At 71.7% G+C, this 23,151-nt stretch carries 19 protein-coding genes; 4 read left to right on the forward strand and 15 right to left on the reverse strand.

Annotated features, from left to right (window positions below):
• The first annotated feature begins 52 nt into the window (after positions 1–52).
• Positions 53–751: an MBL fold metallo-hydrolase gene (locus ACFPZJ_RS05880; RefSeq protein ID WP_381018175.1), complete on the forward strand. Its 699-nt coding sequence runs from the start codon at positions 53–55 to the stop codon at positions 749–751.
• Positions 752–766: 15 nt separating this feature from the next.
• Here ACFPZJ_RS05880 and ACFPZJ_RS05885 read toward each other — a convergent pair whose 3' ends face one another.
• From ACFPZJ_RS05885 to ACFPZJ_RS05935, 11 genes are all read right to left on the reverse strand, one after another.
• Positions 767–1,876, reverse strand: coding sequence for an ABC transporter ATP-binding protein (locus ACFPZJ_RS05885; RefSeq protein ID WP_381018178.1), 1,110 nt, complete (start codon positions 1,874–1,876; stop codon positions 767–769).
• A 26-nt stretch (positions 1,877–1,902) separates the two neighbouring features.
• The gene (locus tag ACFPZJ_RS05890; protein WP_381018181.1) at positions 1,903–2,979 is read right to left on the reverse strand and encodes an ABC transporter ATP-binding protein; all 1,077 of its coding nucleotides are present in this window, start codon (positions 2,977–2,979) and stop codon (positions 1,903–1,905) included.
• 26 nt (positions 2,980–3,005) lie between these two features.
• Positions 3,006–3,998: an ABC transporter permease gene (locus ACFPZJ_RS05895; RefSeq protein WP_381018183.1), complete on the reverse strand. Its 993-nt coding sequence runs from the start codon at positions 3,996–3,998 to the stop codon at positions 3,006–3,008.
• Between the two features lie 74 nt (positions 3,999–4,072).
• Positions 4,073–5,740: an ABC transporter substrate-binding protein gene (locus ACFPZJ_RS05900; RefSeq protein WP_381018185.1), complete on the reverse strand. Its 1,668-nt coding sequence runs from the start codon at positions 5,738–5,740 to the stop codon at positions 4,073–4,075.
• 77 nt (positions 5,741–5,817) lie between these two features.
• Complete coding sequence (locus ACFPZJ_RS05905; protein ID WP_381018188.1) at positions 5,818–6,849, reverse strand: ABC transporter permease; 1,032 nt, start codon at positions 6,847–6,849, stop codon at positions 5,818–5,820.
• Positions 6,850–7,261: 412 nt separating this feature from the next.
• Complete coding sequence (locus ACFPZJ_RS05910; protein WP_381018190.1) at positions 7,262–8,299, reverse strand: NUDIX hydrolase; 1,038 nt, start codon at positions 8,297–8,299, stop codon at positions 7,262–7,264.
• A 144-nt stretch (positions 8,300–8,443) separates the two neighbouring features.
• Positions 8,444–8,710 carry a hypothetical protein gene (locus ACFPZJ_RS05915; RefSeq protein ID WP_381019012.1) on the reverse strand — a complete coding sequence of 89 codons (267 nt, stop codon included), beginning with the start codon at positions 8,708–8,710 and terminating at the stop codon, positions 8,444–8,446.
• 60 nt (positions 8,711–8,770) lie between these two features.
• A complete protein-coding gene (locus ACFPZJ_RS05920; protein WP_381018192.1) occupies positions 8,771–9,073 on the reverse strand; it encodes a hypothetical protein in 303 nt (100 codons plus the stop codon).
• Positions 9,074–9,147: 74 nt separating this feature from the next.
• Entirely contained in the window at positions 9,148–13,467 is a 4,320-nt protein-coding gene (locus tag ACFPZJ_RS05925) for a hypothetical protein (RefSeq protein WP_381018195.1), read from the reverse strand.
• 103 nt (positions 13,468–13,570) lie between these two features.
• Positions 13,571–13,960 carry a cupin gene (locus ACFPZJ_RS05930; protein ID WP_381018198.1) on the reverse strand — a complete coding sequence of 130 codons (390 nt, stop codon included), beginning with the start codon at positions 13,958–13,960 and terminating at the stop codon, positions 13,571–13,573.
• 78 nt (positions 13,961–14,038) lie between these two features.
• Positions 14,039–14,935, reverse strand: a complete 897-nt coding sequence (locus tag ACFPZJ_RS05935) for an alpha/beta hydrolase (protein ID WP_381018201.1) — start codon at positions 14,933–14,935, stop codon at positions 14,039–14,041.
• Between the two features lie 96 nt (positions 14,936–15,031).
• Here ACFPZJ_RS05935 and ACFPZJ_RS05940 point away from each other — a divergent pair, with 96 nt between their 5' ends.
• A complete protein-coding gene (locus tag ACFPZJ_RS05940; protein WP_381018204.1) occupies positions 15,032–16,066 on the forward strand; it encodes a PucR family transcriptional regulator in 1,035 nt (344 codons plus the stop codon).
• Between the two features lie 51 nt (positions 16,067–16,117).
• Here ACFPZJ_RS05940 and ACFPZJ_RS05945 read toward each other — a convergent pair whose 3' ends face one another.
• Positions 16,118–17,074 (reverse strand): ROK family protein, encoded by a 957-nt coding sequence (locus ACFPZJ_RS05945; RefSeq protein ID WP_381018206.1) that lies wholly within the window; start codon positions 17,072–17,074, stop codon positions 16,118–16,120.
• Between the two features lie 168 nt (positions 17,075–17,242).
• On the opposite strand from ACFPZJ_RS05945, the gene ACFPZJ_RS05950 reads away from it, so the two are divergent.
• Positions 17,243–18,337, forward strand: a complete 1,095-nt coding sequence (locus tag ACFPZJ_RS05950) for a LacI family DNA-binding transcriptional regulator (protein WP_381018209.1) — start codon at positions 17,243–17,245, stop codon at positions 18,335–18,337.
• A gap of 479 nt (positions 18,338–18,816) precedes the next feature.
• Here ACFPZJ_RS05950 and ACFPZJ_RS05955 read toward each other — a convergent pair whose 3' ends face one another.
• Positions 18,817–20,118, reverse strand: a complete 1,302-nt coding sequence (locus ACFPZJ_RS05955) for a DUF6986 family protein (RefSeq protein WP_381018211.1) — start codon at positions 20,116–20,118, stop codon at positions 18,817–18,819.
• A gap of 223 nt (positions 20,119–20,341) precedes the next feature.
• Between ACFPZJ_RS05955 and ACFPZJ_RS05960 the strand changes: the two genes are divergently transcribed.
• On the forward strand, positions 20,342–21,244 hold the full coding sequence (locus ACFPZJ_RS05960; RefSeq protein WP_381018214.1) for an endonuclease/exonuclease/phosphatase family protein: 903 nt from the start codon (positions 20,342–20,344) through the stop codon (positions 21,242–21,244).
• Positions 21,245–21,323: 79 nt separating this feature from the next.
• On the opposite strand, the gene ACFPZJ_RS05965 is transcribed toward ACFPZJ_RS05960, so the two are convergent.
• Positions 21,324–22,286, reverse strand: coding sequence for an electron transfer flavoprotein subunit alpha/FixB family protein (locus ACFPZJ_RS05965; RefSeq protein WP_381018216.1), 963 nt, complete (start codon positions 22,284–22,286; stop codon positions 21,324–21,326).
• Between the two features lie 73 nt (positions 22,287–22,359).
• Positions 22,360–23,148 (reverse strand): electron transfer flavoprotein subunit beta/FixA family protein, encoded by a 789-nt coding sequence (locus ACFPZJ_RS05970; protein WP_381018219.1) that lies wholly within the window; start codon positions 23,146–23,148, stop codon positions 22,360–22,362.
• Positions 23,149–23,151: the final 3 nt, after the last annotated feature.

Consider the following 23,151-nt stretch of genomic DNA (forward strand, 5'->3'; position numbering starts at 1 on the left):
GCCGACAGCAAAGCCCCCTGCCCGCGGGCGGGGGGCCTTCTACGGTCGCCCCATGGACGTCATCGAGCTCCTCCCCCGCCTCCACCTCCTGCGCTTCCCGGTCGGCCAGGCCTATCTCTGGCACGACGGCGACGCGTCGACGCTGATCGACGCGGGGCCGAAGGGCTCCGGCGCCGCGATCGCCGAGGCGGTGACCGCGCTGGGCCGCGGGCCCAGGGACGTGCGGCGGATCGTGCTCACCCACTTCCACGAGGACCACGCGGGCGGGGCCGCCGAGTTCGCGGCGCTGAGCGGGGCCGAGGTGCTGGCCCACCGCCTGGAGGCGCCGGTCGTCCGGGGTGAGGTCCCCGGTCCGGCACCGGTGTTCGAGGACTGGGAGCGTCCCCTGCACGAGGCGGCGGTGAGGCTGCTGCCTCCGGGGCCGTACGCCCGGCCGTCCGAGGTCGTCGAGGTGTCCGACGGCGATGTCCTCGATGTGGGCGGCGGGGCGCACGTCGTCCATGTCCCGGGGCACACGCACGGCAGCATCGCCCTGCATCTGCCGGCGGAGGGCGTGCTGTTCACCGGGGACACGATCGCCGCCTCACCCGTCGACGGCGCGGTGATGCCGGGGGTGTTCGACCTCGACCGTTCCCAGGTGCTCGCCGACTGCCGCCGGCTCGCCGCGCTCGACACGGACGTGGCCTGCTTCGGCCACGGCGATCCGGTGGTCGGACATGCCTCGGCGGCGCTCCGCGCGGCACTGCTGTGACGGTTGCTGGGCAGCTCAGGAATCGGCCTGACCGGTGAGTGCCGGGTCGAGGACGATGTCCTGGTCACGCGCCGCGACGGTCGGCGCCTCCGGGAAGTGACACGCCGTCAGATGCCCGGCGGAGCTGCCCCCCAGACGCACCAGCGGCGGCTCCTCGGACGCACACCTGTCCTGGGCCTTCCAGCAGCGGGTGCGGAAGCGGCAGCCGGAGGGCGGGTCGATGGGGGAGGGCACGTCCCCGGCCAGCCGGATGCGCTCGCGGCGCTCCGTGGCGTCCGGGTCGGCCTCCGGTACGGCGGACAGCAGCGCGTGGGTGTAGGGGTGCCGCGGCCGGGTGTAGAGGGTCTCCCGGTCGGCCACCTCGACGATCTTCCCGAGGTACATCACCGCGACGCGTTCGCAGAAGTGGCGTACGACGGCGAGGTCGTGGGCGATGAAGACGAACGCGATGCCGAACTCCCGCTGGAGGTCCTGCAGCAGGTTGACGACCTGGGCCTGGATGGAGACGTCCAGGGCGGAGACCGGTTCGTCGGCCACGATGAGCTTCGGGCGCAGCGCCAGGGCGCGGGCGATGCCGATGCGCTGGCGCTGGCCGCCGGAGAACTCGTTGGGGTAGCGGTTGTAGTGCTCGGGGTTGAGCCCGACGGTCTCCAGCAGTTCCTGGGCCCGCCTCTTGTGGCCCTGCTCGGGGTTGATGCCGTTGAGCTTCATCGGCGTCTCGATGATCGTTCCGACGGTGTGCCTCGGGTTGAGGGAGGAGTACGGGTCCTGGAAGATCATCTGGAGGTTGCGGCGGGCCTGCCGCATCCGCGCCGGGGGCTGGTGGGTGATGTCCTCGCCGTCGAACACGATGCTGCCAGCCGTCGGCTCCAGCAGCCGGGTGACCAGGCGGCCCGTCGTGGACTTGCCGCAGCCGGACTCACCGACCAGGCCGAGCGACTGGCCGGGCCCGACGGAGAAGTCGATACCGTCGACCGCGTGCACGGCCCCGATCTGCCGTTGGAAGACGATGCCCTGCCGGATGGGGAAGTGCTTGCGCAGACTGCGGACTTCGAGCAGGTTCCCCCTCGACGGCCGGTCGTCCCGGTCCTCGGTCCGCAGGGTGCTGGTCTGGGTGGTGCTCACGGCGTGCTCCTGTTCGTCCGCCGCCGTCACTGCGCGGCCCGGGCGGGTCCCCCGCCGTGGATCTCTTGTTTGGCCTCTTCGGTGAGGTGGCAGGCGGCGAGGTGCCGGCCGGTGCCGGGGACCGTCCGCAGTTCGGGGCGTTCCAGCGTGCACCGGCCTTCGAGGGCCCAGCCCTTGTAGGAGCAGCGGGGGTGGAACGCGCAGCCGCCCGGGAGGTTGATCAGGCTCGGCGGGCTGCCGGGGATCGGGTTCAGCCGTACGCCGACATCACCGGTGAGGTGCGGCATCGACTGCAACAGGCCCCAGGTGTAGGGGTGTCGGGGCTGCTTCAGCACGTCGTGCGTGCTGCCGTACTCGACGCGCCGGCCGCCGTACACGACCAGGATGTCGTCGGCGAGGTCGGCCACCACGCCGAGGTCGTGCGTGATGATGACGACGGCCGAGCCGAACTCCTCCTGTAGATCGCGGATCAGGTCCAGGATCTGCGCCTGGACGGTGACGTCGAGGGCGGTGGTGGGTTCGTCGGCGATGAGCAGCGCCGGGTCGCAGACCAGGGACATGGCGATCATGGCGCGCTGCCGCATTCCGCCGGAGAACTGGTGCGGGTAGTCCTTCGCCCGGCGTTCGGGCTGCGGGATGCCGACCCGCTTGAGCATCTCGACGGCGCGGTCCCTGGCCTCCTGCTTGGAGACCTTGTGGTGCACCCGGTAGGCCTCGGCGATCTGGGCGCCGACGGTGAAGAACGGGTGCAGCGCGGACAGCGGGTCCTGGAAGATCATGGAGACCGTTCTGCCGCGCAGGGCGCGCATCTCCTGCTCGGGCAGGGCGACGAGTTCCCGGCCCTCCAGCCAGATCTCGCCGGAGACCCGGGCGCGGGTGCCCTTGTGCAGTCCGAGCAGCGCCAGCGAGGTCACCGACTTGCCGGAGCCGGACTCGCCGACGATGCCGAGGGTCTGCCCCCTCTCCAGGGTGAAGGACACGCCGTCGACGGACTTGACGAGGCCGTCCTCGGTCGGGAAGTGCACCCGCAGGTCCCGTACGTCGAGGAAGGGCGAGGGCGCGGGCGCGAGGTCCGCCGGCTGCGGTGAGGTCTGCACAGACACGGGTGTTCCTAGGGGGGAGGGAGGGCTCAGGCGAGGCGGACGCGCGGGTCGACGAGGCCGTACACCAGGTCGACCACCACGTTGGCGAGGACGACGAACGTCGCGGCGAAGAGCGTGGTGCCGAGGATGACCGGCAGGTCGGAGTTCTGGACGGAGTCGACCGCCAGCTTGCCGATGCCGTTGACGCCGAAGACGGACTCGGTGATGACCGCGGAGCCGCCGATCAGGGAGCCGACGTCCATGCCGAAGATGGTGATGATCGGGGTGACGGCGGCCCGCAGCCCGTGCTTGAGGACGACCGTGTTCGCGGTCAGGCCCTTGGCCCGGGCGGTGCGCATGTAGTCCTCGGCGAAGACCTCCAGCATGGAGGAGCGGGTGAGCCGGGTGTACATCGCGAGGTAGACGATGACCAGGGTCGCCCAGGGCAGCAGGAGCCCCTTGAACCAGCCGGCCGGGTCCTGGGTGATCGGGGTGTAGCCGGAGGCGGGCAGGATCTGCCATTTGTCGACGAACAGGTAGAGGAACAGCAGGCCGAGGAAGTAGATCTGCACGGAGACGCCGACGAGTGCCAGTCCCACGGCCGCCTTGTCGGCCGCCCGGCCCCTGCGGACCGCGGCCACCGTTCCGAGGCCGACGCCGAGGACCAGGAAGGCGACGGCGGCGCCGAGGCCGAGGGAGAGGTCGGCCGGGAAGTCGCCCAGCAGGGTGGTCAGGACGGGCGTGTCGGTCTGGAAGGAGACGCCGAGGCAGGGCGCGCCGCAGTGGATGCGCAGGCTCTGGTCGCCGTAGTCGCGGCCGACGAACAGTCCCTTGAAGAACTCCCAGAACTGCGTCAGGAAGCTCCGGTCGAGGCCCAGCGAGTGCCTGATCTCCGCCAGTCGGGAGGGCGAACAGGTCTTTCCGCAGGCCAGGAGTGCGGGGTTGGACGGCAGCGCGAAGAAGATGACGAAGGTGATGACCGTGATCACCAGCAGGATCGCGGCCGCTGCCAGCAGGCGTCGGATGAGGTAACGAAGCATGGGGTGCGGGGACCTGACGTGAGTGGGGCGCCCGCCGGCGGCCGGGGCCGCCGGCGGGCCTCAGGAGGGATGCGTCAGTGCTTGACGTAGGCGTGCACCAGGCTGGGCTCGGCCATGATCGTGTCGTCGATGACACCGCCGACCTTGGAGCCTCCCAGGTCACTGAAGTTCATGTACGCCAGCGGGACCACGGCGGCGTCCTTCATGATCTGCTCGTCCAGCTCACCGTAGGCGGCGTTGCGCTGCTTGATGTCGGTCATCCTGCCGATCCTGTCGATCTGCGCGTTGATCTTCGGATCGTTCAGGTACGACAGGTTGTTGTTGGACTGCGGCAGCTTCTTGATCTGCCGTCCGTCGAAGAGGGTGGGCAGCACGGTGGAGGCGTTCGGCCAGTCCGCGATCCAGTCGCCCCAGGTCAGGTCGTACTGGTTCTTCACGTTGTCCACGGTGCTGAAGTAGCTGTTCTTGTCGATCGGGGAGATGTTCACCGTGATGCCGATCTCCGCGAGCGCGGTCTTGACGGCGTCGGCGAAGTGCTCCTGCGTGGGGGTGTTCTCCACCGCCAGCGACATGGTGAGCTTCGGGTCGCCGGCCTGCTTCATCAGGGCCTTGGCCTTGGTGAGGTCACCGGCGGGGTTGGAGCTGTACAGGTTGAAGTTCTTGTGGCCGTCGATGCCGGGGGCCAGCACCGAGGTCGCGTAGTCGCCGTAGGCCGAACCGCCGAAGGCGCCGCGGGCGGTGGTCTTGTCGACCGCGTACTCGATCGCCTGGCGGACCTTGATGTCCTTGACGCGGCCCGTGTTGATCGCCATGTAGTTGATGCCCGGAGCCGGGATCTTGTAGTAACGCGACTTCAGGGACGGGTCGTTGGCGATCGTCGTCAGGTCGGAACCGGCGAGCGGCGTCTGCGTGATCGCGGTCTGGGCGGTGCCGGCGTCGGACTTGATCTGCTGGTCGATGGCGGACTGGTCCTGCCCGAACTTCGCGTCGATCTCGTCGAGGTTCTGCTCACGGATCGGGTCGTCGGACTGGCTCCAGTACTTGTTCCGGACGAGGACGAGTTCCTTGCCCTTGCTGTACGACTTGATCATGTAGGGCCCGTCGGACCAGACGTGCGTGTCGTACGTCGAGCCGGTGTCGTGGGTTTTGGGCACGGCCGACCACCCGGTCATCGCGGTGGTCTCGTTGAAGTCGGCGACCGGCTGGTCGAGGTGGAAGACGATCGTGTACTTGTCCGGGGTCCCGATGGAGCTCAGCTGCTGCCCCTTGTACGGGCCCTTGTACGAGTCGCCGCCGACCAGCCACTGACTCGCGTACGGCGGGCCGCCGTTGATGTCCGGGGAGAAGGCCCGCTCGACACCGTACTTGACGTCCTGCGCGGTGACCTCCGTGCCGTCCTGCCACTTGACGCCGTGGCGCAGGTGGAAGGTCCACACCGTGGCGCCCTTGCTGGGCGTTCCGGTGTCGGTGGCCAGGTCGCCGACCAGCTCGGGCTTCGCTCCCGTCTCGTCCCATCCGGTGAGGGTGCGGACGAGCTCGTAGTCCATGCTCGAACCCTCGGTCGTGTACGTCCGCTGGGGATCGATGTGGTTGAAGTCCGCGTCGTCGAGGATCGTCAGCGTGCCGCCCTTGGTCGGGGAGCCGCCGGCGGAGTTGCCGGAGGAACCCCCGCATGCGGTGGCTCCCAGGGCGATCACCACGGCGGAGGCCGTGAGAGCGACCGTGCGCGATCTGCGCGTCATGAGGAAACACTCCGTTCTTGCTACAGGGCCCGGCGGCCGTCGGTGGGACGCCGCGCCGACACTCGGGGGGTGGCGGATCAGCCGCGGCGGGCGCGGGGATCGAGGGCGTCCCGTACGCCGTCCCCGAGGAGATTGAGCGCCAGGACCAGGACGAGGAGCAGGACACCTGGCACGAACAGGTACATCGGGTCCTGGAGGAAGTACTGGGAGGCGTCCGACAGCAGGGCGCCCCAGTCCGGGTTGGGCGGGATGACGCCGACGCCCAGGTACGACAGGGCCGCCTCGGTGGTGATGTTCTGCGGGACCGCGAGCGCGAAGGAGATCAGCACGGGCGCCCACAGGTTGGGCAGCAGCTGCCGGAAGAGGATGTGGCCACCTCCGGCGCTCATCAGCCGGGCCGCGTCGACGAACTCCCGCTCGCGCAGGGAGAGCACCTGCCCGCGCACCAGGCGCGCGGTGTATGCCCAGGCGAACACCGTGATGTTGAGGACCAGGACCAGCAGCCGGAGGTTCTCGTCGGTGCCGCCGTGGCTGTTGGTCTGGAGCGCGTTCTGGATCACCGGGGTGAGGGCGATGATGAACAGCACCTGCGGGAACGCCAGCATCACGTCCATCACCCGGCACAGCAGGGAATCGACCCAGCCGCCGAAGTAGCCGGCCGCGAGCCCCGCCACGACACCGACCCCCGTGGACAGCACGGCCGAGGCGAAGCCGACGAAGAGGGAGGTGCGCAGGCCGTAGACGATGCGGGCGAAGAGGTCGTAGCCCGTGCCCGGCTCCACGCCGAACAGGTGGGTGAGGCCGATGCCGCCGAGTGCCCCGTAGGGGAAGTTGCCCGTGTCCGGGTTGATCGCCTTGTTGTCGGGGGTGATCGGGCCCCAGCCGGTCAGCGCGGTGAGCACCGGTGCCAGCAGCGCGATCCCGACGAACAGGACGGTGGTCGCCAGCGCGGCCAAGGTGACCTTGTCCCGCGTGACGCGCTGCCACGCCATCCGCGCCGGGGATCTGCCGGCGACGACCGTGCCGCCGGGTCTGTGATCCTGCGTCGACGCGTCGGCCACCGGCGTCGTGCCGCCGCCGGTCGCGACCGGCTGCTGTTGCGTGGTCATCGTACGGACATCCCGGATCTGCCCCTGGGGAAAGGAAATTGGGTGGCGGCCGTCGCGGCCGCCGTGAGACTCTGCGGACTTTCGCAATGCCGCGCGAGTTCGGTCAAGCCGAGCCAGGTGCAGAAAAGGGATTGTTTGCGCTCGTGGGAAAGTGTTGACGAGAGCGGGGTGTGCGATTAGCCCCCGGGTGAAAGGTTGAGGAGGGTCCCTTGGGGCGCGCTTAGCCCTGACCAGCGGGAAGGGCCACCGGGAGCACGGGATGTGCCCTGCGCGCCCGCGCTGATATCGGGAGGACGACGGTCCCCCCTCGGTTCTCCCTCGTTCCTCCCTCGTTCTTCTCTCGGAATCCCCCGTACCGGGCAAAGCCAAGCGCCGGCAAGGGTAAGAAAAAGGCGCGAGGCCCTTAGCGGGGTCAGCCGACCGGTATCCCGGCTTCCAGGTACATGGCCGCCCCGCGTTCCCGGGCCCGCAGCGCCCAGCGCAGCCGCTCGTAGCGCACCGGTGGCAGCAGGTCGGCGGCCTCCTCCTCGGTGACGAAACGGCAGTCGCGCAGTTCCGGACCGGGCAACAGCAGCCGTCCGGCCTCGGCGGCGTCGAGCCGGCCGCCGTCGAAGAGGAGCCGCAGGCCGCCGAATCCGGGGGGTGCGGGCGGTTCCCAGTCGACGACGAGCAGTCGCGGTACGTCGTCGAGGCGGATCCCGGTCTCCTCGGCGACCTCGCGGATCCCGGCCCGGGCGGGCGCCTCGCCGGGCTCGACGACACCGCCGGGGAACTCCCAGCCGGCCTTGTAGGTGGGGTCGACGAGCAGCACCCGGTCCCGCTCGTCGAAGAGCAGCACACCGGCGGCGAGCGTCTCCGCGGTGGGCTCGGGGGTCTGCACGATGTCGCAGACGGGCGCGGAGCCGTCGCCGACGGCCTCGGCGATCCGGGCGGCGGACTCGTACGGGGTCAGCGCGCTGGTGTCGACCGGGTAGGCGTCGGCGGTGAGCCAGGAGGCGAGGGCGGCACGGTACGGCTCGATGTGGTCGTGGGACCACTGCCGTATGCGTATCTCGCCGTCGGGATCCGGCACCGCACGGCCCGCTATGCGCTCGCGCAGGATCGTTTCGGCCGGTGCCAGGAGGATGTGGCGGACCGGGATGCGGCGCGCGGCGAGGCCGCCGAAGATCTCGTCGCGGTACTCCTGGCGCAGCAGGGTCATGGGGACCACGAGGGTCCCGCCGAGTTCGGCGAGCATGGCGGCCGCCGTGTCGATCACGAGACGTCGCCAGATCGGCAGGTCCTGGAAGTCGCCGACCTCGGCCAGGTGCTTGGGTGGCAGCAGGAACGGGAGCGCTCCACCGATGACCTCGGGGTCGAAGAGCGCGCTGTTCGGGATCAGTTCGACCAGTTCTCGTGCGGTGGTGGTCTTCCCCGCACCGAACGCACCGTTGATCCAGACGACGGTCACAGGTCCCCCTCTTCTGTTGGCCCCCTGTGGCTTGCCCGCTCCACCCTGCCACGGAAACCAGCCCCAGTTGAGGGCGCACGACAACGGCGCCGACGCCCCGCCGTACGGGGGCGCCGGCGCCGTGGGACCGGAAGGTCGGGCCCGTCAGCCGGACTTGCCCGTCTTGCCCGGCTTACCGGGCTTGCCGCTGCCCTTCCCCTTGCCGTTGTCGGGCTTGTTCTCCGGCTTGCCCTCCTTGTCGTCGACCAGGGAGAGGCCGTCCTCGGCGTTGAGGGTCTTGTCGAGGGTGCCCAGGGCGTTGTCGACGTTGAGGCCACCGAGTCCCTCACCGACGGCGTGCGACGGGGTGACCGCCGCGACGACGAAGCCGGTGGCGAGGGAGGCGATGGCGAGCATGCTGCGCTTCTTCATGACGGGCACAACTGCGGGACCGGCCTCGGGGTCACGCATGTGCCGCCGTCCGGGGCCGGTTCACCCGCCGCAGGGCGCCGGAACGTCCACCCGCCCAGGTGGAGGCGCCGTTGGGCGGCCGAGCACAGCGAAGAGATGCCCGTCGGGGCTGAAGGCCGCGTCCCGGGACGCCTGCCGGTACCGGGCGTGGCGCGCGCCGCCGTACGTCCCGCAGTTCGACGGTCCCCACTGCCGGGCGAGCAGCCACCTGCCGTCGGGGCTCGCGGTGAGCGGCCCGTACCCGAGAGCGGATGCCGCCTCTCCCGTGGGCAGGTCGGCGGCCGGGTCGAGCCGCGTCGCGTCCCGGTGCGGCGACGACTGCACCGCGCGCACTCCCGTGACCTGCTCCCGAAGGCGACTCCTGCAAGTTACAGGGGCGTTGGGTGTCGCCGGCGATCTCAGTACAGCGGGGCGTACTCCAGAAGTCCGCGCCAGCCCCCGGTTCTGCCCTCCGCGCGTCCGTGGAGGTAGTTGCTGCCGCGCATGCTCTCCCTCAGCGACGCGGGCGTGGCCTCGTCGCGGAAGAGGTCGTCCAGCCAGCGGGGTTTGGGTCTGAGCTGTGCGGCGGCCGACACGACGGGAGCGCAGTAGGCGGGCTCGTTCAGCATGCGGCGCACCAGGCGCTCCTGGTCGGCGGGGGCGAGCCGGGTGCACAGCTCTCCCAGGAACACCGCCCAGACGCGGGCGATGTCCCGTTTCCACTTGACGTCGGCGGGCTGGATCCGGTGCATCGCCTCGACGACGGTCGCGGTCAGCCGGGCCGCCCCGGAGGGGTCCTCCGCGACGAGCCGCTCCATGAGGAATCCGAGGGGTCTGAGGATTCCGCTGAGCGTGTGGCTGCCGAGCTGGGTGGCGACGTCGTAGCCCGCGCGCTCGGCCAGGCAGAGGACGAAGGCGACATGGGCCTCGGCCCTGTCGAGCGATCCGAGGTGGGCGTGGGCCTGGGCCAGCAGCATGCGGGCGTTCGACTCGTGGCTGATCACCTGCTCGGTGGCGCGCGCGGGCGGCTCCTGCCGCGCCTGTCCGCCGGTCTTGAGCAGGGGCCTGAGCAGGCGCAGGAGCCTGGTGGGGGCCGTGTCGTCCCACACCCGCGCCGGGACCGTCACGGCCGCCAGCTCCAGGATCGCGTTCCGCAGGTCCTGCGCGGCGGCGTCCTGCCACGCCGCCACGATCTCGTCGACCGTGGGGAAGTCGTCGACGCCGAGTTCGAGCAGGACCTTCCACAGGATGAAGCCGTGCCGGCGGAGGTGGGGTTTCCGGTCGCCGATCAGGGTGCGCCGGTGGCCCGTCAGGGTCTGCCGGTGTGCCTCGGGGACCGGCGGCCGGGCCGTCGGTGCCGGTCCGCCTTCCGTCCGCGCGTTCTTGACGAGTTCGCCCAGGGTCTGGTGGAGGACCTCCGGCTGCGCCGCGGTCAGCGCGTAGGTGATCAGATGGTCGAGCAGCGGGAGGTGGCGGGGTACGGCGTACTGGAGGCGGCCCACCATGTTCTCCAGGGCGGCTCGTCCGGCCTTGGTGCCCTCCAGCGCGCGCTGGACCTCCCGGTCGCCGGCGAGTGCGTCGAGGGCCAGCCGGGCTTCGGTGTGCCCGGCGAGGGAGCCGGAGATCAGGAAGGAACTCAGGCCGGTGTTCCGCAGCCAGAGCGACCGCGCCGGGTCGGCGGGCAGGTCGCCGGCCGGGGGCAGCAGGTGCAGCAGGGCGTCCGGTGGGAGCGCCGCCTCCTGGAGGGCGTTTCGCCACAGCCACCTGGGGTCCTTGCCGCCGAGGGGCGAGTTCTCCTCGCACGGCAAAGCGCGCAGCGCCTGCGCGCAGCGGCGCCGCGCCTCCACCGTCAGGGGGTTCTCCGTGTCGGGCGGCGTGGGGCCCGTCCCGCGCGGATCGGTCTCGAAGCGTGCGGCACGGCCGACGAGCGCCTCGGTGAGCACGCCGTAGCACACGGCGAGCTGGCGCTGCGGGTCCCGGGTGGCGAGCACGGTGTCGAGGAAGGCGGCCGCGTCGACGCAAAGGCCGTTCATCACGGCCGCCGTGTGCATCCGCAGGGTGGTCCGCAGCACCAACGGGCTTGCGTGGCCCTGCCGTTCGGCCGCCGCGGGGCTCGGGTCCCCGGCGGTGCCGAGCACGGCACGCAGGTGCGGCAGAACGCTGTCGGCCCTGGGCGCGCTCCTCAGGAAGAACCGGCTGAAGGCCCGTTCGAAGGGGACGGTGTCCTGCTTGCCGGGCCGGATGCCCGCGAGCCCGCGCAGAAATTCCTTGACCGCCTTGCGGACCAGGCGCGGCGGAAGATGCCAGTCCGCCATGCGGACGACGAGGTCGGTCTGCAGGCTCAGCTGCCCCGTCCGGGCGGCCGCGCGCCAGAAGTCCAGGGCGAGGCCGACGGCGCGTTCCTGGTCGGCGGTCACCAAGGCGTCCAGCAGGCGGAAGGCGAGGCGTTCGTGGTGGTGGAGTTCGTTCGGGGGCCAGGACTTCAGCCACTCGAAGCAGCCGTGCCGCCGTGTGAAGGCCTCGACGGCCCCCACGTCCTGCGTCGCCAGCCGCACCAGGGCCTCGATCACGCCCTTCCTGACCCGTTTGCCGTCCTTCCGTCGCGTGGCCCACAGCCGGGCGAGGTCCCGCAGCGGCCGGTCGAGTTCCTCGTGCGTCACGGAGGGAAGCAGCCGCAGGAACCGGTCGATCGTCGGCGTGTCCGCGCGCTCCAGCGCGTCCGCGGCGCTGCTGAGCACCAGGGGCCCGGGGATCTTGAGCTTGGCGTAGACGCGCAGCCCCATGCCCAGCAGGGCCGGATCGCGTGCCGCGAGCCAGCCGGCGAGGGTGGCGTCCGCCCGGTCCGGCGAGTAGGTGTCGCCGCTCGCCTCCGGGAGCCGTCCCGCCATGAGCAGCACCTCGCTCGCCACCTCGCCGAAGTACAGGTCCCCCGGGTCCTGGGCGACCCTGGTCATCAGGTCGTCGACGGCGGCGCTGCCGCAGGCGAGCACCCCGCGGGCCGCGGCGTGCTCGAAGAACGTCTGGTGGAAGAACCACAGATAGCCGGTCTGGTCCCGGATGGTGAGCACCCCCCGCGACCGCAGCGCCTCCAGGGCCGCACCCACCTCGGGACCGTCTGGCAGTACCGGTGTCCGCGTGCGGGCCAGCTGGTACTCGATACGGGACTCCAGCACCGCCCGCTGCGCGTCGATGCGGCTCGACGAGAGCATCAGGCGTGCGGCGGCCCTGGCGTACGGCGAGAGGTCGACGGCCGGCAGGGCGGTCCCGTCCGTCCGCCAGGCCCGCTGGTCGCTGACGACGCGCCTCTTCCAGAAGCGGTCGTACAGGCCGGGGGTGTCCACGTCCTCGTCGGGCACCGCCGGGGCGTACAGCTCGAACAGCAGGCGCAGGGCGAACGGGTTGGCGCACACCTCTCGCAACGCCCGCCCCAGGGAGGCGGCGTTCACGACGCGGTCGACGACCAGGTCGGCCGGCGGCGCGCCGTCGACCCCGTCGTAGTAGCCGTGGGCGTAGCTCCTGACGGCCTTCGGCCACTCGGCCCCGTCGTAGGCGGCCAGGGCCTTGGTGCGGATCTCCACTCCGGCCCGTTCCGCGGCGCTGGCCAGGCGGTGCGCCTCCACCGGACGGCAGGTCAGGAGGGTGGGCAGGTCCAGGCGGTCCGCCGACTGCAGCACCTCCACGACGAGGGCGCAGGCGTCGTCGCTGTGCATGAGCAGATCGACCGTGTCGATCAGGAGCACCGTCGTCGGCTCCCGCCGTGCGGCCTGTTCGAGGGCGCGCAGCACCACGTCGGGCACCAGGACGCCGGTCCTGCGGCGCGTGGCTCCGTCCCGCGGTGGCTCGTACAGGCCGGACAGCAGACTGCTGGCCCGGATGAACAGGGGGCGGTGCCCGCGTTCGGCGAAGCGCCGGTGCACGCTCCAGACGAGGCTGGTCTTGCCGAACCCGGCCTCTCCGACCACGGCCGTGCAGCCCGGCGACTCCAGGGCCGCGACGACGTCCTTCTCGATGCCGCGCTCGATGTACAGCCCTTCGGAGAGCAGCAGTTCCCGCCCCGACGGGTGCAGGCCGACCGTCTCCGCCTCACCGGCGGAGGCCTGCGAACTCCTCCAGACCTCCGCCAGTTCGGGCGGCAGGGCGTCCCCGGGGCCGGTGTCGCCGGCGCCGCCGGCGTGCTCACGGGTCGGGAACCGGGGCCGCGGGCCGAGCCGCGGCTCTCGTAGTGCCGGCTCCTTCCACAGGTACCGGATGAGGTCTTCGGCGCCCTCGACGGTGATCGGGTCGACGGTGAAGTGGCTGACGGTGTCGCCGCCGAGGTACGCCGGAAGGTCGCCGGGCGACCCACCGGGCAGGACGACCTTGAGTACACGCCGGAACCAGCCTGCGGACTCCCCGTAGACGTACTGCCTGAGGAACCCGGCCTCCCAGGTCACCCCCTTCCCGACGCCGGGGGTCTCGGTGCCCTCGGCCCTCCGCTTGTAGGCGGGCGAGGCGATCACCAGGACGAAGTCCGCCGTCACGAACTGACGTTGCATCCACAGAGTCCAGTCCTGTGGCTCCTGGGCGGCCAGGACGTCCAGTTGGGCGTCGACACCCCCCTCTTCGCGCAGCAACCGGTACAGCTCGAACACCCGCCCGGCGTGGGCACCACCGTCGTCCTCGTGCGCGTAGGAGATGAACACGCGTGGTCGTGCGTCCGGTCGAGTGTCCGCCGTCTCGCCCCCGTCGTTCCCCAGCACGACAAGAACCTTACCGGCTGGGGCACTTGAGCGAGGAAGGACTCCTTGCCGGCAGGGCACCGTACGGGGCCGTACCGGCAGGCGGGCGCCCAAAGGGCCGCGGCTACGTGTCGGTCCGTTTCTCCAGGCGGCTGCCGCGTGGCAGCGTGACGGACATGATGTCGCTGGGGGCGTCCAGCGCGATGCGGTGCCAGCGCCCGCGCGGCACGACGACCGCGGTCCCCGCCGTCAGACGGATCTCCTCCTCCTCGTCTCCCGGCCGCTCCGGCCGGAAACAGAGGCGTATCCCGCCCGTGAGGCAGGAGACGACCTCGTCCGCCTCGGGGTGCAGTTCCCAGTGGTCGGCGTGCACGTCGGCGTCGGTCTCCACACGGAAGGCCATCACCTGCCAGCCGTCCCGCTCGGGGTCGAACACCGGCTGCTCGGCGCGTACGTGACCGCCCTCGCGGAGATGGATGAAGGTGGCGAACAGGTCGATCGGGGCAACGGTCATGCCGGGACGTCCTTCCTGAAGTGATCTGTCAACGGGCGGGCCGGGGCGTGGCGGTCGGGCCGGTCGGCCGCGGCCGCCTCACTCGGCCAGGGCACGGCGCAGGGCCGCGGCGAGTTCGGCGATCTGCCGCTGGGAGACGTCGGCGGACAGGATCGCCTGCGACCCGTGGAACGTGCCGGGCCACTGGTGCAGTTCGACCGACACGCCCGCCTGCAGCAGGCGCAGCGCGTAGGTGATGCCTTCGTCGCGGTTCGGGCAGAACTCCGCGGTGGAGATGTAGGCGGGTGGCAGACCGGACAGGTCGGTGGCCCGCGCGGGCGCGGCGTACGGTGTGGCGGGTGTGGAGCCCAGGTAGTGCCGCCAGGTCGCGGCGACCTTGTCCCGGGTCATCCAGGGCGTGTCGGTGAAGTTCCGCGCCGACCAGGTCTCCTGCCGGTCGTCGAGCTCCGGCTGGTTGAGGATCTGCAGGCGCACCGGCGGCCCCTGCTGGTCACGGGCGCGCAGCACGACCGCCGCCGCGAGCCCCGCGCCGGCGCTGTGGCCTCCGACGGCCGTCCGCTCCGGGTCGATGCCGAGCTCGGCAGCGTGCTCGGCCGTCCAGGCCAGCGCGGCGTAGGCGTCGTCCAGGGCGGCCGGGAACCGGTGCTCGGGGGCGAGGCGGTAGCCCACCGAGACCACCACCGCGCCGGAACCTGCCGCGAGCCGGGCGGCCCACGGGTGTTCGGTGTCGAGGTCACCCATCACGAATCCGCCGCCGTGCAGCCAGACGATCGCGCCCCGCGCCCGGTGCGGGCGGTAGATCCGCACCGGCACCTGCGGATCGGCGGTCACCGTGCGGTCCTCGATCTTCATGTCCGTGGTGTCGGGGGGCGGCACCGCGGCCGCCAACCGGGCGAGCTTCCCGCGCTCGGCGACCGGGTCGGTCAGGTCCGAGCGGGGGAACAACGGGAGAAACGCTTCGAGTTCGGGGTCCATGCCGGTCATCCTCACGGTCGCCGCTCCGCGAGGTCATCCGCCATCCGTCGGGCATTGCGCCCGGATCACGCACCGAACGGCGTCTATCCTCCTGGCATGGAGGCACTGGCCGTACGGCTGTCGCAACTGGACGCGCAGGTCGAGGGCGCGATACGCGTCGTGATGTTCTACGACACGCTGATACGCCGCCGGGTGGATCTCACGGCGCTCGCCCGGGCCTCGGCGGCCCTGGCCGAGTGCGTGGCCGGGGTACGGATCCACGGCACGGGGCGGACGATCCGCAGGGCGCCCGACGGCGGGGAGGCGTCCGCCCCGCCACGGCCCCCGTCCAGCATGGCGCCGGTCACCCTCGACGAGGAGGAGATCGGCACGGTGTGGCTGGAACGCCCCGGCCCGCCGGGACCGCTCGACGAACTGCTGCTGGAGCGGCTCGCCATCGCCGTCGCCGCGGTCGTCGAGAGGTACGGTCCGGCCCGTACCACCCTGGCCGACCCCGCCCTCGTCGAACTGGTCGTCAGTGCCGACAGCGACGAGGCGTCCCGGGCGCGGGCGTTACGGCTCCTCGGATTCGCCGCCGATCTGCCGGTCCGGGTCGTCGCCGTACGGTCTCGGCTTCCCCTCGACCGGATCGGCGGTCTGCTCTGTCCGGCCCGCCCGGTGAAGGCGGCACTCCTCGCCGACGTGGGCGTCATCCTGGCCACCACGGTGGATCCGGCCCGGCTGCCGGCGGGTGTACGTGCGGGCATCGGCGCCGCCGACAGCCCCGACCGGTCCTGGCGCGAGGCCCGCACCGCCCTGCGCTTCACCACCCCGCACCAGCCGGTCGTCCACTACGACGGCCTCGGGGCGCTGGCGCTGCTCGCCCAGGTGCCCCAGGACGCCGCGCGGGAGAACGCCGACGTGGCCGCGGTCGACCGGCTGGCCCGCAACCCGGGAGACCTGGAGACCCTGGACACCTACTGCGCCGCCGGCTCCCTGCGCAGGGCCGCCGACGTTCTCCACCTGCACCACAGCAGTGTCGCCCGTCGAGTGGAGCAGATCGGGAAGACCCTGGGCGTCGACCTCACCGAGCCCGCCGGACTGCTCCGCGCCCGGCTCGCCCTCACCGCCTGGCGGCTGCTCGACGAGTGAGGGCTCCTGAACTGCCCCACCTGGACGCGTAAACGTTCCTGCAGGAGCCGTTCACACCGCCGCCGCGGCCGCGCCCTTCGCTCTCCCGGCCAGTGCTGCCGCCGCCGCGCCCACCAGCCCGGCGTCCGTGCCCATCTGGGCCGGGGTCACGGTCAGACGCTGGACGAAGGACAGGGTCGCGTAGTCGGTGAGGGCCTTGCGGAGGGGAGTGAACAGGACGTCGCCCGCCTTGCCCACTCCCCCGCCGATCACGGCGATGTCGATCTCGACGAGGGTCGCGGTGGCCGCGATGCCGGCGGCCAGGGCCTGGGCGGCGCGTTCGAAGGAGGCGACGGCGACCGGGTCGCCGGCCCGCGCCGCCGCGGCCACCGCGGCGGCGGAGGCGTCACCGTCCGGGCCGGGCCGCCAGCCGTTCTCCAGCGCGCGCCGGGCGATGTGGGGGCCGCTCGCGATGCGCTCCACGCAGCCGCGTGCCCCGCACGGGCAGGGGTCGCCGTCGAGGTCCACGCTGATGTGGCCGATGTGGCCGGCGTTCCCGGTCGGGCCGGGGTGCAGCCGGCCGTTCAGCACCAGCCCGCCGCCGACGCCTGTGGAGACGACCATGCACAGCGCGTTGTCATGGCCGCGCGCCGCCCCCTGCCAGTGCTCGGCGGCCGTGATCGCCACACCGTCGCCGATCAGCTCGACGGGCAGATCACCGGCGGCGGCGCGGACGCGCGCGACGAGCGGGTAGTCGCGCCAGCCCGGCACGTTCACCGGGGACACCGTGCCGGCGGAGGCGTCCACGGGACCGGCGCTGCCGATGCCGACGGCCGTGGCGCCGCCCCACAGCGGCGAGGCCGTGAGCTCGCCGAGCACCTCCTCCACGGCACGCATCACCGTCTCGCCGTCCTCCCGCGCGGGCGTCGGCCGCTGGGCGCGGACCAGGATCCGGCCGTGGCCGTCCACGAGGGCTCCGGCGATCTTGGTGCCGCCGATGTCGAGCGCCGCCACGAGGTCGGTGTGCATCAGTGTCTGATCTCCCCGTCAACCAGGAGGAACGATGGGCAAACGTGCGGAAACAGCCGGCCGGTCTCGCGGTGGGGACGCGGGCCGGAGAGTGCGGTGGACAGTGTCTCCCGCATCTGACAACGTTGTCCAGGCTCTATGCTCGACGCCACATCCTCATACAAACCCATGGACCGACGCATCCCCGTGGACGACAGGACAGGACACCCCACCGTGCCCGAGACGACCCGCCGAGCAGACCGCCTCTCCGGGACCCGCTACGGCAACCGTCCCACCATGAAGGACGTCGCCGCTCGCGCCGGTGTCGGACTGAAGACCGTCTCCCGGGTGGTCAACGGCGAGCCCGGGGTCACCCCGGAGACGGAGCGGCGCGTCCAGGAGGCCATCGACGCGCTCGGCTTCCGCCGCAACGACAGCGCGCGGGTGCTGCGCAAGGGCCGTACGGCGAGCATCGGCCTGGTCCTGGAGGATCTCGCCGACCCGTTCTACGGGCCGCTGAGCCGCGCGGTGGAGGACGTGGCCCGCGCCCACGGCTCCCTGCTCATCAACGGCTCCAGCGCGGAGGACCCGGACCGGGAGCAGGAGTTGGTGCTGGCGTTGTGCGCGCGGCGCGTGGACGGGCTGGTGGTGATCCCGGCCGGTGACGACCACCGGTATCTGGAGCCCGAGCTCAAGGCGGGCGTCGCCACGGTGTTCGTGGACCGGCCGGCCGGGAAGATCGACGCGGATGTCGTCCTGTCGGACAACTACGGCGGGGCCCGGAGCGGAGTGGCCCACCTCATCGCGCACGGGCACCGCAGGATCGGCTTCGTCGGCGACATGCCGCGCATCCACACGGCCGCCGAGCGGCTGCGCGGCTACCGGGCCGCCATGGAGGACGCGGGCATACCGGTGGAGGAGTCCTGGATGTCCCTGGGCGTCACCGATCCCGAGCGGGTGCGCCGGGCGGCCGAGGACATGCTCTGCGGTCCCCGTCCGGTCACCGCCATCTTCTCGGGCAACAACCGGGTGACGGTCACCGTGATACGGGTGCTCGCCGAGCACGCGCGCCGGGTCGCCCTCGTCGGCTTCGACGACATCGAGCTCGCCGACCTGCTCCAGCCGGGCGTGACGGTCGTCGCGCAGGACGCGGCGGCGCTCGGCCGTACCGCCGCCGAGCGCCTGTTCCGCCAGTTGGACGGCACGCCGGCCGCCCCGGAGCGCATCGAGCTGCCGACCCGGCTGATCACCCGCGGCTCGGGCGAACTCCCGCCGGCGGACTGAGCGGTCCGTACCGGTGGAGGACCGCACCCTTCGCGCCCTCGGCCCCGCCGAGGCGCCGCGTGTGCATCCGCTGCGGTATCCGGACGCCTGACCCGCGAGCTCCGGGCTCCCCCCTGTATCGGCGTCGCCGTTCAACGCCCCCGCGCGGCGGACGGGAGTTGTTCGTGCCCTGGCTCGACGCCGAGCAGCTCGCGGTGATCGACGCGAGCGTGGGCGTGCCGCTGCGCACCGGCAACCACGACCGGGCCCGGCTGCCCGCGCCGGGCGGGCGCATCGAGCCGGCCGACGGCACCTCGCTGCCCGGCGCCTGCGCGTACGTCAACCGCCACGGGGTGCTGCACGACACGGCGATGCCGAGCGTACGGACTCCCGGGCGGCCGTGGCAGCACCTGCCGGTGGTGGCCGAGGTGACGGCCGGGCCGCTCCGGGAAGCGCCAGGCAGACGCCGCGACCCCCGGGCCGCTCCACGTCAGCGAGGGTCAGGCGGACGCCGTCAGGTCCCCCCGGCGCGGCGCCGCGAACCCCTCCAGGTCGGCGCGGGTCAGGCCGCTCAGCCGGGCGACCTCGGCGATGTCGAGGGCGCCGCAGTCCAGGCCGCGCAGGAGGTAGCCACTGAGGGCCTTGGCGGTGGCGGGCTCGTCCATGACGTCGCCGCCGGCGCGGTTGGCGTAGCGGGCCAGGCGGGCGGCGGCCTGCTCGAAGCCCTCGCGGTAGAAGGCGAACACGGCCGCGTAGCGGGTCGGGATGTGGCCGGGGTGCATGTCCCAGCCCTGGTAGTAGGCGCGGGCCAGGGCGCGGCGGGTGAGGCCGTAGTGCAGGCGCCAGGCGGCGTGCACCTTCTCGGCAGGGCCGACGGGCAGGACGTTGGTGGAGCCGTCCGAGACGCGCACGCCCGTCCCCGCCGCGGCGACCTGCATGATCGCCTTGGCGTGGTCGGCGGCAGGGTGATCGCTGGCCTGGTGGGCGGCGGAGACGCCGAGGCAGGCGCTGTAGTCGAAGGTGCCGTAGTGCAGTCCGGTGGCACGGCCGTCGGCGGCCTGGATCATACGGGCGACGGTGGCGGTGCCGTCGGCGGCGAGGATGGCCTGGCTGGTCTCGATCTGGATCTCGAAGCCGATCCGGCCGGGTTCCAGCTCGTGTGCCTTCTCGAAGGCCTCCAGCAGCCGCGCCATGGCGGTGACCTGCTCGGCGTACGTCACCTTCGGCAGTGTGAGGACCAGCCCGTCGGGCAGGCCGCCCGCCTCCATCAGGCCGGTGAGGAAGATGTCGAGGGTGCGGATGCCCCGTTCGCGTACGGGTGCCTCCATGCACTTCATGCGGATGCCCATGTACGGCGCCGCGGTTCCGTCGGCGTACGCCTCGGCGATCAGCCGGGCCGCGCGGGCGGCGGTCTCGTCCTCCTCGGCGTCGGGGCGGTTGCCGTAGCCGTCCTCGAAGTCGACGCGGAGGTCCTCGATCGGCTCGCGCTCCAGCTTGGCCCGCACGCGCGCGTAGACGGGCTCCGCCAGATCCTCGGACAGCCCGAGGACGGTCGCGAACGAGGCCGCGTCCGGGGCGTGTTCGTCGAGCAGGGCGAGGGCCTGGTCGCCCCAGGAGCGCAGGGTGTCGGCGGCGAAGGCGTCGCCGGGGACGTAGACGGTGTGGACGGGCTGGCGGGTGCCGGGGTCTCCGGGGTAGCGGCGCTCGAGCTCGGCGTCGACCGGGGCGAGGGAGGCGCTGATCTCCTCACTGACGGCGCCCGCGAGGCTCGTCGCCACCTTCTCCTGCTGGCCCTGACCCATCCCAGACCCTCCTATTTTCCGCTCTACGGAATCAACAATCCGTAGAGCGAAGCTATCGGGCGACCTTCGCGCTGGTCAACACCCTGTGACGACCCGATCCCCTCCCACATCTCGGCATGTTCACGTCCATCTGGCACCGTTTCACACGGAAGCACACACAACTCCGCATCACCTCCGCACGACTCGTCCGAAGAACCGCCCCAGCGCCACAGAAGGAGCTCCTGTGCCGAACCACAGCCGCGTCACGCGCCGCCTGGGCATGAAGACCGCGTTAGCGGCCGCGGCCGCCCTTCCGCTGTCCAGTACAGCACTCTCCCCCGCACCCGCCTCGGCGGAGGAGCGCCTGCGCGGCCCACTGGAGGTCATGTCGTTCAACCTGCGCTACGCGAGCACGGCCGAGCCCAACAGCTGGGCGGCCCGCAGACCGGTGATGCGCGATCTGCTGCGCCGCGAGCGCCCCCATGTGATCGGCACCCAGGAGGGCCTCTACCAGCAGCTCCGTGAGATCCGGACCGACCTCGGGGCGCACTGCGACTGGATCGGCACCGGACGCGCGGGCGGCAGCCGCGACGAGTTCATGGCGGTCTTCTACGACACCCGCAGGCTCGCGCCGCTGGAGTACGACCACTTCTGGCTCTCCGACACACCGAACGTGATCGCCTCCAACACCTGGGGCAACGCCTCGATCCGCATGGTCACCTGGGTGCGGTTCCGCGATCTGCGCGACGGCGGCCGGGAGTTCTTCGTCCTCAACACCCACCTGGACAACGCGAGCCAGTACGCACGCGCCCGTGCCGCGTCGCTGATCTCCCAGCGCATCACCGGACTCGCCCGGTCCCTCCCGCTGGTCGTCACGGGCGACTTCAACGTCGCGGCGCACCAGAACCCGGTCTACGACACCATGCTGGGCGCCGGCCTGGTCGACACCTGGGACGCGGCGGCCGAGCGGAGCGAACCGTACGGCACGTTCCACGGGTACAAGCCGCTGGTGCCCGGCGGCGCCCGGATCGACTGGATCCTCGCCACGCCGGGTGTCACGGTGCACCGGGCCTCGATCGACACGTTCGCGGTGAACGGGCAGTTCCCGAGCGACCATCTGCCGGTACTGGCGTCGCTGAGTCTCTGAGGCCATGAGGCCGTCGGACAGCACAGGCCCCTGTGACCGACGTGCGGTCACAGGGGCCTCGTACGGCTGAGGGAGCCGGTCAGCCCTTGCGGGTCTTGATCTCCTCGGTCAGCTGCGGGACGACGTCGAACAGGTCGCCGACGACGCCGTAGTCGACCAGGTCGAAGATCGGGGCCTCGGGGTCCTTGTTGATGGCCACGATGGTCTTCGAGGTCTGCATACCAGCGCGGTGCTGGATCGCGCCGGAGATGCCGGAGGCGATGTACAGCTGCGGGGACACGCTCTTGCCGGTCTGGCCGACCTGGTTGGTGTGCGGGTACCAGCCGGCGTCCACCGCGGCACGCGAGGCGCCGACGGCCGCGCCGAGCTGGTCGGCGAGCGCCTCGATGATCGCGAAGTTCTCCGCGCCGTTGACACCGCGGCCGCCGGAGACCACGATCGCGGCCTCGGTGAGCTCGGGGCGGCCCGTCGACTCACGCGGCGTGCGGCCGGTGATCTTCGTGCCGGTCGCCTGGGCGGAGAAGGTCACCGACAGGGCCTCGACCGCGCCGGCGGCCGGGGCGGCCTCCACGGCGGCCGAGTTGGGCTTGACCGTGATGACCGGGGTGCCCTTGGTGACACGGGACTTGGTGGTGTAGGACGCGGCGAACACCGACTGGGTGGCCACCGGGCCCTCGTCGCCGGCCTCCAGGTCGACGGCGTCGGTGATGATGCCGGAGCCGATGCGCAGCGCCAGACGCGCGGCGATCTCCTTGCCCTCCGCGGAGGAGGGGACGAGGACGGCGGCCGGGGAAACCTGCGCGTGGGCGGCCTGCAGGGCGTCCACCTTCGGCACGACCAGGTACTCGGCGTACTCGGACGCCTCGTGGGTGAGGACCTTGACGGCACCGTGCTCGGCGAGCGTGGCGACGGTGTCGGCGGCGCCGTTGCCCAGCGCGACGGCGACCGGGTCACCGACGCGGCGGGCCAAGGTCAGCAGCTCCAGGGTGGGCTTGCGGACGGCACCGTCCACGTGGTCGACGTAGACGAGAACTTCAGCCATGGGATTGCTCTCCTGCGGATTGCGAAGTCTGAGGGCGGTAAGGGTGTGGAGCCGGAAGCGGGGCCGGTGGCCCTCAGATGAACTTCTGGCCCGCGAGGAACTCGGCGAGCTGCTTGCCGCCCTCGCCCTCGTCCTTGACGATCGTGCCGGCCGTGCGGGCCGGACGCTCGGCCGCGGAGTCGACCTTCGTGTAGGCGCCCTCGAGACCGACCTCCTCGGCCTCGATCTCCAGGTCGTCCAGGTCCCAGGACTCCACCGGCTTCTTCTTGGCCGCCATGATGCCCTTGAAGGACGGGTACCGCGCCTCGCCCGACTGGTCGGTGACGGACACGACCGCCGGCAGGGAGGCCTCGAGCTGCTCGCTCGCGGCGTCGCCGTCCCGGCGGCCCTTGACGGTGCCGTCCTCGACGGAGACCTCGGAGAGCAGGGTCACCTGCGGCACGCCGAGACGCTCGGCGAGCAGCGCCGGTACGACGCCCATGGTGCCGTCGGTGGAGGCCATGCCGGAGATGACCAGGTCATAGCCGGCCTTCTCGATGGCCTTGGCCAGGACCAGGGAGGTGCCGATGGCGTCGGTGCCGTGCAGGTCGTCGTCCTCGACGTGGATGGCCTTGTCGGCACCCATGGACAGCGCCTTGCGCAGCGCGTCCTTGGCGTCCTCGGGGCCCACCGTCAGAACGGTGATCTCCACGTCGTCGTCGGAGTTCTCGGAGATCTGCAGCGCCTGCTCGACCGCGTACTCGTCCAGCTCGGAGAGCAGGCCGTCCACGTCGTCCCGGTCGACGGTCAGGTCATCGGCGAAGTGCCGGTCGCCAGTGGCGTCGGGCACGTACTTCACAGTGACAACGATCCTCAAGCTCACGCC

The sequence above is a fragment of the Streptomyces bullii genome (genome assembly GCF_042657145.1).
Taxonomy (GTDB): domain Bacteria; phylum Actinomycetota; class Actinomycetes; order Streptomycetales; family Streptomycetaceae; genus Streptomyces; species Streptomyces bullii.